We start from the raw sequence: 13,734 nt of genomic DNA, 5'->3' as shown, positions 1-13,734 counted from the left end.
CGCACGACCCTCGCGCTCGCGGTAGCGGCCCTGCTCCTCCTGAACGTCGTCGTCTCCTGCCACAGCGAGCAGGCCGAGCGGCAAGCGCCCGCGCCGCCGAGCGATGAGGCAAGCACCGAGCGGGCGCCTTGCAACGACCCAAGCCTTTGCAACCTGTCGGTGACGGCCTTCAGCGACGCGAATCTTACCCTCTGCGGTAGTTTTCCAGAAATTTCAGGTATGCTGGATGATTGTGATTCTGGATGCGATCCTACATCTGACAAGGAATTATCAGGCTTCTTCCCTGAAAACACGCCCAGAGAGCATTGTATCAATACCACCGGCAGGGTCTGCATCACCAACGACAGCGCCACGGACACGGTGAAGGTCGAGGCGGTGTTCGACAACAGCACCCCCGCCGTCGTTGACATCCCGCCTCTCGAGAAACGTTGTTTCCGCACCAACGCCAACTGTACCGTTACCGGAAGTGGCTGTCAATGACCGTTTTTGACACGCAAGCCGGAACACTTCATGCAATGTTGGGCGCGGCGCGACACATTTTTCCAATACTAAGATTTCATGGAGGGTTCCGGCTTTCCAATCTATGTGACACAAGGCGATGTGGAGCCTGTCTCAAAAGGTTGATACGGTTGATGAAAGTTGATATGTGGAGTGAAAAACGGCATGAATCTCTGCCTTTCCGAATCAAAATATCAACCTTCATAAACTTTGATAAACCCTCATCAACCTTTTGGGACAGCTTCCTCATCTTTTCCGCTCAAACGCTCGTCTGACTTTTCCCATGAAAAAACATCTACCCGTTCTGGTGGGGGTTCTTCTTTTTGTCTGTCGGCAATCCCTTGCCCAATGCCCCCCGCTCGAGCCGATTGTCGGCCCGGAGAACCCTCAAGTATGCTTGCAACAACTATCCACCTACTCGATACCCAGCTCGGGCGCGGCCAATCTGGTGTGGACGCTCAACCCGCCGCCGCCCGCCATCGGCTCGTTTGTGGGGCCATCTACTGGCCAAAGCGTGAGCATCGGTTGGGGCGATCCGGGAGCCGTGCAGTTGTGCGCCACGCCCACCAATCCCTGCTATGACAACACGCCTGTTTGCATGGATATTGATGTCGCTCCTCCACCCATAGTGGAAGATCCTCCCCACATAACCGTCTGTCCCGGCGAGCAAGTGAGTGTGGCTTTCAACGGTCCGCCGGGACAGACCTACGAGTGGACGGCAAGCAACCAATTCACGGGCATCCCCCCTTCCGGCTCCGGCGACATTTTTTTTATCGCTGCCGAAGTTTTTGTGCCGACAAGTAGTGGCATTAACGTTTTCCCGTATGTGGGAACATGTCAAGGTAGTGGGCAAAGTTTTAGCATCACCGTCCTCCCCACGCCCAGCGCGAACGCGCCCGCGCCCGTCACCGCCTGCGCCGGGGCGCCCGTCAGCGTCGCCCTCTCCGGCAGCCCCGGCGCCACCTTCGCATGGGAAAACCCCAACCCCGCCATCGGGCTGCCAGCCAACGGAACCGGAAACATCTCGTTCACCGCCGCAAACGTTGCCCAGCAGGAAATCGCCAACATCACCGTCACACCCCTCTACACCCTCGGCGCCGTCTCCTGCCCCGGCCCGCCCGTCACCCTCACCGTCACCGTCAACCCCGCCCCCACCACCGACGACCCGCCGGACGCCTCCGTCTGCGCCGGCGAGCCCGTCGCCGTCACCTTCTCAAGCCCGGGCCCCCGGCGCCGCCTTCAACTGGACGAACAACAACCCCGCAGTCGGACTGCCACCCGCCGGAACCGGAAACATCGCGTTCACCGCCGCGAACGTCGCCGCCACCCAGACCGCCACCGTCACCGTCACGGCCACCGCGCTCGGATGCCCCGCCCACCGCAGACCCTCGCCATCACCGTCAGGCCAAGACCCACCGCCGCCCAACTGCCAAACATCGTCGCCTGCGCCGGGCGCCTGTCGCCGTCACCTTCTCCGGCTCCCCCGGCGCCGCCTTCAACTGGGCGAACAACAACCCCGCCGTCGGACTGCCACCAGCCGGAACCGGAAACATCGCCGCCAACGCCGCCAACGTCACCCAGACCGAGACGGCCACCGTCACCTATGTCCCAGAGCTCGACGGCTGCCCCGGCCAGCCCCGAACCTTCCTCGTCACCGTCAACCCCCTGCCCGTCATGCAGCCCCCCGGCGATGTCACCGCCTGCGGCGGCGAGCAGGTCCTCGTCGGATTCGACGCGCCGCCCGGAACCAACTTCCAGTGGGCCAACGACAACCCCTTCGTCGGACTGCCACCCGCCGGAACCGGCTCCCTCATCGTATTCACCGCGACCCAGTCGCCCGTCCAGCAGACGGCCAACATCACCGTCACACCCGTCGCACTCGGCTGCCCCGGCCAGCCGCACACCTTCTCCGTCACCGTCGCCGCCACACCAGCCCTCAACCCGCCGCCCAACGTCACCGTCTGCGGCGGGGCGCCCATCGCCGTCACCTTCTCCGGCTCCCCCGGCGCCGCCTTCCACTGGGCGAACAACAACCCCGCCGTCGGCCTGCCACCAGCCGGAACCGGAAACATCGCCGCCAACGCCGCCAACGTCGCCGCCACCGTCTCGGCCACCCTCACCGTCACCCCCGTGTCCCCACAGGGATGCCCCGGCCAGCCCCACACCTTCTCCGTCACGGTGGAAAAATGCTGCGCCACCTCCGCCGGAACCCTCGACACGGCCGCCCTCAACGCCTGCGGAACCGCCACACTCGCCGTCGCCCTCCCCGGAAACCACGCCCTCGAGCCGGGCGACACCCTCCGCCTCATCCTTTACACCAACCCCCAAGACCCCATGGGCAGCATCGTCCAGTACTCCGACTCGCTCCTCTTCCCGTTCCTGCCAGGCGTCATGCACCCCGACACCGCATACTTCGTGGCCGTCATCGCCGGGCCCCTCCTCCCAAACGACAGCATCAACGCCGCGGCCCCCTGCTTCTCGCTGGCCAAGGGCCCCGTGGCCCGATGGCGGCACAGGCCGGCCGTCGCCGTCGGCAGCCCCCCCGAGGCGGTGTGCCGCGACGGCTGCGCCGACGTGCTGCTCGCCCTGACGGGCACCCCGCCATTCGGGCTCGAGTGGCTGGTGGAGCAGGGCGGGCAGACGCTCCTGTCGCGACACGAGACGACCGACGCGCACGAACTGACGGTGACGCTCTGCCCCTCGGACTTCGCCCTGCCCGGGGAGCACGGGTACCTCAACTTTCGGGTGAGGAACCTCGCCGACAGGTTCTGCGGGTGCGAGTGACGGGAGGGGCGCGGCAACGCATTGTTGGGCAAAAAACGCCCCGCGCGGGGGAAAATTCCGCCCCAAAGCCTTGCCCGCCCGCAAAGTTTTTGGCTAACTTTGTTGCGCGAAACAAATGGCGCCCCGCGCCCAAAGGCCGCCACTCCCCTCACCTCCCAAATTTTTTGAGACAATGAAAAAGTCAATTTTTGCCCCCCCCCGCACGACCCTCGCGCTCGCTGTAGCGGCCCTGCTCCTCCTGAACGTCGTCGTCTCCTGCCACCGCGAGCAGGCCGAGCGGCAAGCGCCCGCGCCGCCGAGCGACGTACAGGTGACTGACCGGGCAACCTGCACCGACCCAGACTTTTGCAACCTGTCAGTAACCACTTCCAGCGATGCAGACTTGACACTCTGTGGCAGCTTCCCCATTGACATCGGAATGCTTCCGGGCTGCGTCACTGGCTGCGACCCGTTCAACGACAAGGAGCTGTCCGGGATGTTTCTCGCAAACGTGCCAAGAGAGCGATGCATAGAGAAGACTGGTTCTGTCTGCATCACAAACAATGGAAGCAGCACGGTCACCGTGACGGTTAAGTTTGGCTCCGGCGCGGCCATGCAAGTCAACATCCCCCCATCCGGCCAGCATTGCTTTCATTCCATAAACTGCGGCGACACGAACGACGGATGCCTCTGAGCCGGACAGCACGCATCTTGGGTCGCCGCCGCGCCTTCTCCTTTCATCGTGGCATACCCTATCCGCTTCCGGCAGCTCGCTGACTGCCGGAAGCGACCTTATGCAACGCAATTTTTTTTCTTATGGCCAGATATTTATCCCACCTTCTACTTCAGGCAATGTTGCCCCTCGCCGTGTTTGCCCAATGCCCGCCGCTTGGGCCCATCGAGGGGCCATCCGAAACGCAGGCCTGCACCAATATCAACCCCGACACATATACCATACCCAACTCCGCCGATGCCAATCTGGTGTGGACACTCACTGGCAACCACCCGAGTATCGGCAAGTTCATAGGGCCTGCGAGCGGCGAGACGGTTGTGGTCGACTGGGACGCGGGTGGCACGGCGCAGCTGTGCGCCACGCCCACCAACCCCTGCTACGACAACACCCCCATCTGCCTGACTATCAGCGTTGCATTGTTACCTTACATGAATCCGTTGCCTAGCGACACCGTATGTCCCGGCGATTTTATCAGCATCAATCTGGGCGACTACGGGCCTCCAGGGATGACCTTTATCTGGAACTCCACCAATCAGTTCATCGGGATACCGCCCTCCGGCACCAACGACATCACCTTCACCGTGTCTGACGTGTATGTGCCTACGAGCAGCGTAGTGGTGATACAGACGTACATGGGGAGCTGCAGGGGGGCCGGAACAACCACAGGGTTCACCGTCCTCCCCACGCCCAGCGCGAACGCGCCCGCGCCCGTCACCGCCTGCGCCGGGGCACCCGTCAGCGTCGCCCTCTCCGGCAGCCCCGGCGCCACCTTCGCATGGGAAAACCCCAACCCCGCCATCGGGCTGCCAGCCAACGGAACCGGAAACATCTCGTTCACCGCCGCAAACGTCGCCCAGCAGGAAATCGCCAACATCACCGTCACACCCCTCTACACCCTCGGCGCCGTCTCCTGCCCCGGCCCGCCCGTCACCCTCACCGTCACCGTCAACCCCGCCCCCACCACCGACGACCCGCCGGACGTCTCCGTCTGCGCCGGCGAGCCCGTCGCCGTCACCTTCTCAAGCCCGGTCCCCGGCGCCGCCTTCAACTGGACGAACAACAACCCCGCAGTCGGACTGCCACCCGCCGGAACCGGAAACATCGCGTTCACCGCCGCGAACGTCGCCGCCACCCAGACCGCCACCGTCACCGTCACGGCCACCGCGCTCGGATGCCCCGGGCCCCCGCAGACCCTCGCCATCACCGTCAGGCCAAGACCCACCGCCGCCCAACTGCCAAACATCGTCGCCTGCGCCGGCGCCCCTCGTCGCCGTCAACTTCTCCGGCTCCCGGCGCCACCTTCAACTGGGCGAACAACAACCCCGCCGTCGGACTGCCACCAGCCGGAACCGGAAACATCGCCGCCAGCGCCGCCAACGTCACCCAGACCGAGACGGCCACCGTCACCTATGTCCCAGAGCCGACGGCTGCCCCGGCCAGCCCCGAACCTTCCTCGTCACCGTCAACCCCTGCCCGTCATGCAGCCCCCGGCGATGTCACCGCCTGCGGCGGCGAGCAGGTCTCGTCGGATTCGACGCGCCGCCCGGAACCAACTTCCAGTGGGCCAACGACAACCCCTTCGTCGGACTGCCACCCGCCGGAACCGCTCCTCATCGTATTCACCGCGACCCAGTCGCCCGTCCAGCAGACGGCCAACATCACCGTCACACCCGTCGCCCTCGGCTGCCCCGGCCAGCCGCACACCTTCTCCGTCACCGTCGCCGCCACACCCGCCCTCAACCCGCCGCCCAACGTCACCGTCTGCGGCGGCGCCCCCATCGCCGTCACCTTCTCCGGCTCCCCCGGCGCCGCCTTCAACTGGGCGAACAACAACCCCGCCGTCGGACTGCCACCAGCCGGAACCGGAAACATCGCCGCCGTCGCCGCCACCGTCGCCGCCACCGTCTCGGCCACCCTCACCGTCACCCCCGTGTCCCCACAGGGATGCCCCGGCCAGCCCCACACCTTCTCCGTCACCGTCGAAAAATGCTGCGCCACCTCCGCCGGAACCCTCGACACGGCAGCCCTCAACGCCTGCGGAACCGCCACACTCGCCGTCGCACTCCCCGGAAACCACGCCCTCGAGCCGGGCGACACCCTCCGCCTCATCCTTTACACCAACCCCCAAGACCCCATGGGCAGCATCGTCCAGTACTCCGACTCGCTCCTCTTCCCGTTCCTGCCAGGCGTCATGCACCCCGACACCGCCTACTTCGTGGCCGTCATCGCCGGGCCCCTCCTCCCAAACGACAGCATCAACGCCGCGGCCCCCTGCTTCTCGCTGGCCAAGGGACCCGTGGCCCGATGGCGGCACAGGCCGACCGTCGCCGTCGGCAGCCCCCCCGAGGCGGTGTGCCGCGACGGCTGCGCCGACGTGCTGCTCGCCCTGACGGGCACCCCGCCATTCGGGCTCGAGTGGCTGGTGGAGCAGGGCGGGCAGACGCTCCTGTCGCGACACGAGACGACCGACGCGCACGAACTGACGGTGACGCTCTGCCCCTCGGACTTCGCCCTGCCCGGGGAGCACGGGTACCTCAACTTTCGGGTGAGGAACCTCGCCGACAGGTTCTGCGGGTGCGAGTGACGGGAGGGGCGCGGCAACGCATTGTTGGGCAAAAAACGCCCCGCGCGGGGGAAAATTCCGCCCCAAAGCCTTGCCCGACCGCGAAGTTTTTGGCTAACTTTGTTGCGCGAAACAAATGGCGGCCCGCGCCCGAAAGCCGCCACTCCCCTCACCTCCTAAATTTTTGAGACAATGAAAAAGTCAATTTTTGCCCCCCCCCCCCGCACGACCCTCGCGCTCGCGGTAGCAGCCCTGCTCCTCCTGAACGTCGTCGTCTCCTGCCACCGCGAGCAGGCCGAGCGGCAAGCGCCCGCGCCGCCGAGCGACGTACAGGTGACTGAGCGGGCGACCTGCACCGAGCCGGGATATTGCAACCTGTCGGTGACGGCCTTCAGCGACGCGAATCTCACCCTCTGCGGTAGTTTCCCACAAACTCCGGGCCCGCTGGATGATTGTGATTCTGGATGCGACCCCACTTTTGACAAGAAATTGTCCGGTTTTTTCCCAGAAAATGCACCAAGAGAACATTGTATTGATTTTTCCGGCAGGGTCTGCATCACCAATGACAGCGCCACGGACACGGTGAAGGTCGAGGTGGTGTTCGACAACAGCACCCCCGCCGTCGTTGACATCCCGCCCCTCGAGAAACGTTGTTTCCGCACCAACGCCAACTGTACCGTTACCGGAAGTGGCTGTCAATGACCGTTTTTGACACGCAAGCCGGAACACTTCATGCAATGCTGGGCTTGACGCGGCGCGGCGCATTTTTTCAATACCAAGATTTCATGGAGGGTTCCGGCTTTCCAATCTATGTGACACAAGGCGATTTGGAGCCTGTCTCAAAAGGTTGATACGGTTGATGAAAGTTGATATGTGGAGTGAAAAACGGCATGAATCTCTGCCTTTCCGAATCAAAATATCAACCTTCATAAACTTTGATAAACCCTCATCAACCTTTTGGGACAGCTTCCTCATCTTTTCCACTCAAACGCTCGTCTGACTTTTCCCATGAAAAAATATCTACCCGTTCTGGTGGCGGCCCTACTTTTTGGCTGTCGGCAATCCCGTGCCCAATGCCCCCCGCTCGAGCCGATTGTCGGCCCGGAGAACCCTCAAATATGCTGGCTGCAACTATCCACCTACTCGATACCCAACTCGGGCGCGGCCAATCTGGTGTGGACGCTCAACCCGCCGCCGCCCGCCATCGGGTCGTTTGTGGGGCCATCCACGGGCCAAAGCGTGAACATCGTTTGGGGCGATCCGGGAGCCGTGCAGTTGTGCGCCACGCCCACCAATCCCTGCTATGACAACACGCCTGTTTGCATGAGCATTAACGTTATTCCCCCTCCAGTTTTTTACGGCTTCCAAAACATGACCGTATGCAGCGGGGAGCATGTGCACGTTGATTTTTACGGGCCGGGAGACCCGGTAGCAGAGTATTACTGGGTTTGTTACCAACCAATAGGGGGGATACCCTCCTCCGGGTTCGGGGACATCGAATTTACTGCTCCTGTTGTGTTTACACCGATATCGATAGGGTTTGCGGCATTGGTTGTTGTTGACGGGTGCAGTTCAACATACAAATCCTTTAGCATCACCGTCCTCCCCACGCCCAGCGCGAACGCGCCCGCGCCCGTCACCGCCTGCGCCGGGGCACCCGTCAGCGTCGCCCTCTCCGGCAGCCCCGGCGCCACCTTCGCATGGGAAAACCCCAACCCCGCCATCGGGCTGCCAGCCAACGGAACCGGAAACATCTCGTTCACCGCCGCAAACGTTGCCCAGCAGGAAATCGCCAACATCACCGTCACACCCCTCTACACCCTCGGCGCCGTCTCCTGCCCCGGCCCGCCCGTCACCCTCACCGTCACCGTCAACCCCGCCCCCACCACCGACGACCCGCCGGACGTCTCCGTCTGCGCCGGCGAGCCCGTCGCCGTCACCTTCTCAAGCCCGGTCCCCGGCGCCGCCTTCAACTGGACGAACAACAACCCCGCAGTCGGACTGCCACCCGCCGGAACCGGAAACATCGCGTTCACCGCCGCGAACGTCGCCGCCACCCAGACCGCCACCGTCACCGTCACGGCCACCGCGCTCGGATGCCCCGGCCCACCGCAGACCCTCGCCATCACCGTCAGGCCAAGACCCACCGCCGCCCAACTGCCAAACATCGTCGCCTGCGCCGGCGCCCCCGTCGCCGTCAACTTCTCCGGCTCCCCCGGCGCCACCTTCAACTGGGCGAACAACAACCCCGCCGTCGGACTGCCACCAGCCGGAACCGGAAACATCGCCGCCAGCGCCGCCAACGTCACCCAGACCGAGACGGCCACCGTCACCTATGTCCCAGAGCTCGACGGCTGCCCCGGCCAGCCCCGAACCTTCCTCGTCACCGTCAACCCCCTGCCCGTCATGCAGCCCCCCGGCGATGTCACCGCCTGCGGCGGCGAGCAGGTCCTCGTCGGATTCGACGCGCCGCCCGGAACCAACTTCCAGTGGGCCAACGACAACCCCTTCGTCGGACTGCCACCCGCCGGAACCGGCTCCCTCATCGTATTCACCGCGACCCAGTCGCCCGTCCAGCAGACGGCCAACATCACCGTCACACCCGTCGCCCTCGGCTGCCCCGGCCAGCCGCACACCTTCTCCGTCACCGTCGCCGCCACACCAGCCCTCAACCCGCCGCCCAACGTCACCGTCTGCGGCGGCGCCCCCATCGCCGTCACCTTCTCCGGCTCCCCCGGCGCCGCCTTCAACTGGGCGAACAACAACCCCGCCGTCGGACTGCCACCAGCCGGAACCGGAAACATCGCCGCCGTCGCCGCCAACGTCGCCGCCACCGTCTCGGCCACCCTCACCGTCACCCCCGTGTCCCCACAGGGATGCCCCGGCCAGCCCCACACCTTCTCCGTCACGGTGGAAAAATGCTGCGCCACCTCCGCCGGAACCCTCGACACGGCCGCCCTCAACGCCTGCGGAACCGCCACACTCGCCGTCGCCCTCCCCGGAAACCACGCCCTCGAGCCGGGCGACACCCTCCGCCTCATCCTTTACACCAACCCCCAAGACCCCATGGGCAGCATCGTCCAGTACTCCGACTCGCTCCTCTTCCCGTTCCTGCCAGGCGTCATGCACCCCGACACCGCATACTTCGTGGCCGTCATCGCCGGGCCCCTCCTCCCAAACGACAGCATCAACGCCGCGGCCCCCTGCTTCTCGCTGGCCAAGGGCCCCGTGGCCCGATGGCGGCACAGGCCGGCCGTCGCCGTCGGCAGCCCCCCCGAGGCGGTGTGCCGCGACGGCTGCGCCGACGTGCTGCTCGCCCTGACGGGCACCCCGCCATTCGGGCTCGAGTGGCTGGTGGAGCAGGGCGGGCAGACGCTCCTGTCGCGACACGAGACGACCGACGCGCACGAACTGACGGTGACGCTCTGCCCCTCGGACTTCGCCATGCCCGGGGAGCACGGGTACCTCAACTTTCGGGTGAGGAACCTTGTGGACAGGTTCTGCGGGTGCGAGTGACGGGGGGGCAGGGTAAACTCTTCAAAATGTAACTGGCCTCGGAGAGGTTTGATATTGGTAGAGATGGTGTGTTTTTGTGATAATTACCATGACCTCGCAGAGGTCAAATGTCTATTGCGGAAAACAGAGCACCAACATTCGACCCCTCCGGGGTCGTAATCATCGCGAAAACGGGGCGCTTTTACCAACATTTGACCTCTCCGAGGTTTGTGCGATTTTGATGCGTTTGCCTTGAGGGAGAAGAGTTGACAAAGCGTTCAAGAAAGTGCATCGGTACCAGCAACGTTTACGAAATTTTGAAACATTGGAAGGTTTCGCGGAACGGCAACCTTCCAATTGATGCATAAATCGTCAGCCATTCTCGGTTTGTGAGAGGTGTCATCTTTTGAGGAACGAAAAAGGTGACATCTCGACCTGTTTTTGAGGTGTCACCCCTCCATGCTTCCGGGATGGCACCTCAGAACCCGACAAAGCGAGAATGGCTGTCATTTGAATCAAGTCAAAGCGCGAGATACCTCCTATTCAACCAAATTGATTGTTGAAGGACGATTTTCCTCCCAACGACGCCCTCCCCTGCAACCCATCCCCTACTTTTGGCAGTCAAAATTGCCTGCCCATGTTCGTGCGCCTTCTCCTGCTCATTTTGCTTGCCGCCAACAGCCAATGGACGGCGGCCATCGCCCAGATAAAACACGTCAACCCCTTCATCGGCACGGGCGGCCACGGCCACACCTACCCCGGCGCGACGGCCCCCTTCGGCCTCGTGCAACTCAGCCCCGACACGCGCATTGACATGATGGATTGGGACGGCTGCTCGGGCTACCACTATTCAGATTCAATCATCTACGGCTTTTCGCACACCCACCTGAGCGGCACGGGCGTGGCCGATTATTGCGACATTCTCTTCATGCCCTTTACGGGCGGAGCACAATTGGAACCTGCCGAATACGCCTCGAAATTCAAAAAATCAAAAGAAAAAGCCGAGGCGGGCTACTACTCTGTTTTTCTCGAAAAAGACAAAATACTCGCAGAACTCACGGCCACCGAGCGCGTCGGGGTGCATCGCTACACTTTTCCCGGCAACCGCGAGCGCGGCCATATCCTGATTGACTTGCGCCACCGCGACGAGGTGCTGGATTCGTACATGAAGCGCGTTAGCGACCGCGAAATAGAAGGCTACCGCATCTCAAACGCTTGGGCCAAAGAACAACACGTCTATTTCGTCGCGCGATTTTCGAGGCCGTTTTTTGCCTCAAAAATCCTTGACATGAGCAAAAACCCCCGCGAATCCACCCCCGCGTTGACGGGAAAGGCCATTGTGGGCTTGCTCGATTTTTACAACGACAGCGAGCCACTCGTGGTCACGGTCGGCATTTCAGGAGTGAGCATTGAGGGAGCGCGGAAGAACTTGGAGACCGAGTGCGCTCATTTTGATTTTGAAAAAATAAAAACCGAAACGCAGGCCAAATGGCAGCGCCAACTCTCCAAAATCGAAGTGGAAGGCGGCACCAACGAGCAAAAGACGATTTTTTACACGGCGCTCTACCACACGATGCTTGCACCCAACATCTGGAACGACGCGGACGGGCAGTATCGCGGGCGCGACAACAAAATCCATCAAGCCTCCCCCAACCCCTCCAAAGGAGGGGAGACCCACGATGTCTATACCGTTTTTTCGCTGTGGGACACTTACCGCGCCCTGCACCCGCTGCACACGATTTTGGAGCCGAAACGCACGAATGATTTTATCCAAACCTTTTTGCGCCAATACGAGCAAGGTGGCCTCCTGCCGGTGTGGGAATTGGCGGCCAACGAGACGGATTGCATGATTGGGAACCACGCGATTCCGGTGATTTATGACGCGGTCACGAAAAAACTGGTGGATGAAAAAGACTATCCGAAACTGCTGGAAGCCATGTTGAAAAGCGCCAATAGCGACCGATACGGCCTGAAGCATTACCGCGAGCGGGGCTATGTCCCGGCTGACAAAGAGCCAGAGTCGGTGTCGAAAACGTTGGAGTATGCTTACGACGATTGGTGCATCGCCCGCATGGCAAGTTTGGTGGGTGAAAAAAAGACAAGCGAGGAGTTTTACTTGAGGGCGCAGTCATATAAAAACCTGTTCGACCCGACTTCCCGTTTTTTCAGGGCAAAAAGCAACGCAACGTGGTACGAGCCTTTCGACCCCTACGAGGTCAATTTCAACTACACGGAAGCCAATGCGTGGCAGTATCTTTTTGCTGTTCAGCAAGATTTCAGGGGTTTGGTAGATTTGTTTGCGCAGTCCCCAACCTTGCTTGCCCGACAATTGGACAGCCTTTTCGCCGCAAGCACCAAAACGACCGGGCGCAATCAGGCCGACATCACGGGACTCATCGGCCAGTATGTGCATGGCAACGAGCCAAGTCACCATGTCGCTTACCTGTACTCATTCGTCAAGGAACCATGGAAAACGCAGCAACTCGTCCGGCAGATTTTGGATGAAATGTATGCTAACCGTCCCGATGGTTTGATTGGCAACGAAGATTGCGGCCAAATGTCGGCTTGGCTGGTGTTCTCGGCCATGGGTTTTTACCCCGCTGTGCCGGGCCAGGGAGAGTATGTGTTGGGAGCGCCGTGGTTCCAAAAAATTACGATTCGCGCCGACGGGAAGCCGCCAGTTGTGCTTCAGTTTCCTCCGAACTTAGAGCCGGGTGTTTTGATAAAAAGAGCCAAACACGAGACTAAAATCGGCACATCGTACACATCTTTATCTACCTACATCACGCACGAAGAGTTGATTGCCGGCGGTTTGTTGGAATTTGAAACGGTCAACATACCCACAGCAGAGGAGTTGTTTTCAAGGGACCCGATGTGGAACTTCCCCAATTCGGTGATAACGACGCCTCTCGCATTGCCCATGCCGTTTGTAGCCAAAGGTGAGCGCGGCTACAAAGGGGAACAGATGGTAGAACTCGGTTGCCTCGCTCCCAATGCGACGATTTATTACACCCTCGATTCCGATAAGGCAAAATCCAAACAATCAACTGTTTACACCCAGCCTATTCCCGTCAAAGGCTCCGGCATGATTGTTTTTTATGCCGGACGTGGAGAACGGCACACCAAGTTGGACACCTTCTTTTTCACCGAAATCCGCTCGGACATAAGCCTCCACCGCTACAACACCCGCTACTCCCCCCAATACACCGCTCGCGGCGACAACGGCCTCATTGACGGCATTAGGGGCGGCGCGGATTTCCGCACGGGCGACTGGCAAGGCTTCGAGGGGACGAATCTCGACGTGGTGTTGGATTTGAGCAAAATCCAACAAATCAACAAGGTAAGCGTCGGATTTATGCAAGACGAAAACGCTTGGGTATTTTTCCCAACCAAGATGCGGGTAGAAATTTCGGGCGACGGGCAAAATTTCAGCCCCGTCGGAGAAGTTGTTTGTGAAGTGCCACCGACCGAAAAGGGTGTTTTGCAAAAAGATTTTGTCCTCGAATTGAAAGGGAAAAAAGCGCGTTATGTTCGGGTGGTCGGCGTTTCGCTGGGAAAATGCCCCGAATGGCACAAAGGCGCGGGCTATGCGAGCTGGGTGTTTTCGGATGAAATTGTGGTGGAATAAGCTTGCGCCTCCCGCGGCACTTAAATTGAAATGCAGGATTTGTCAAAAAAATCG

At 61.5% G+C, this 13,734-nt stretch carries 8 protein-coding genes; 7 read left to right on the top strand and 1 reads right to left on the bottom strand.

Features of this window, described 5'->3' with window-relative positions; genetic code table 11:
- A partial coding sequence (locus KIS77_21345; protein MCW5924879.1) for a hypothetical protein occupies nt 1–480 on the top strand: 480 nt, incomplete at its 5' end.
- Nucleotides 481–1,335: 855 nt separating this feature from the next.
- Here the strand turns inward: KIS77_21345 and KIS77_21340 are convergent.
- Nucleotides 1,336–1,566 carry a hypothetical protein gene (locus KIS77_21340; protein MCW5924878.1) on the bottom strand — a complete coding sequence of 77 codons (231 nt, stop codon included), beginning with the start codon at nt 1,564–1,566 and terminating at the stop codon, nt 1,336–1,338.
- 606 nt (nt 1,567–2,172) lie between these two features.
- Here KIS77_21340 and KIS77_21335 point away from each other — a divergent pair.
- From KIS77_21335 to KIS77_21310, 6 genes are all read left to right on the top strand, one after another.
- The gene (locus KIS77_21335; protein ID MCW5924877.1) at nt 2,173–3,282 is read left to right on the top strand and encodes a hypothetical protein; all 1,110 of its coding nucleotides are present in this window, start codon (nt 2,173–2,175) and stop codon (nt 3,280–3,282) included.
- Nucleotides 3,283–3,454: 172 nt separating this feature from the next.
- On the top strand, nt 3,455–3,955 hold the full coding sequence (locus KIS77_21330; GenBank protein MCW5924876.1) for a hypothetical protein: 501 nt from the start codon (nt 3,455–3,457) through the stop codon (nt 3,953–3,955).
- 158 nt (nt 3,956–4,113) lie between these two features.
- Nucleotides 4,114–6,384, top strand: coding sequence for a hypothetical protein (locus KIS77_21325; GenBank protein ID MCW5924875.1), 2,271 nt, complete (start codon nt 4,114–4,116; stop codon nt 6,382–6,384).
- A 365-nt stretch (nt 6,385–6,749) separates the two neighbouring features.
- Nucleotides 6,750–7,259, top strand: coding sequence for a hypothetical protein (locus tag KIS77_21320; GenBank protein MCW5924874.1), 510 nt, complete (start codon nt 6,750–6,752; stop codon nt 7,257–7,259).
- A gap of 306 nt (nt 7,260–7,565) precedes the next feature.
- A complete protein-coding gene (locus KIS77_21315) occupies nt 7,566–10,073 on the top strand; it encodes a hypothetical protein (protein MCW5924873.1) in 2,508 nt (835 codons plus the stop codon).
- A 616-nt stretch (nt 10,074–10,689) separates the two neighbouring features.
- Complete coding sequence (locus tag KIS77_21310) at nt 10,690–13,680, top strand: GH92 family glycosyl hydrolase (GenBank protein ID MCW5924872.1); 2,991 nt, start codon at nt 10,690–10,692, stop codon at nt 13,678–13,680.
- Nucleotides 13,681–13,734: the final 54 nt, after the last annotated feature.

The organism is Saprospiraceae bacterium (genome assembly GCA_026129545.1).
GTDB lineage: Bacteria > Bacteroidota > Bacteroidia > Chitinophagales > Saprospiraceae > M3007.
Note: the sequence above shows the minus strand (reverse complement) of the source record. Positions and strands in the feature narration are given on the sequence as shown.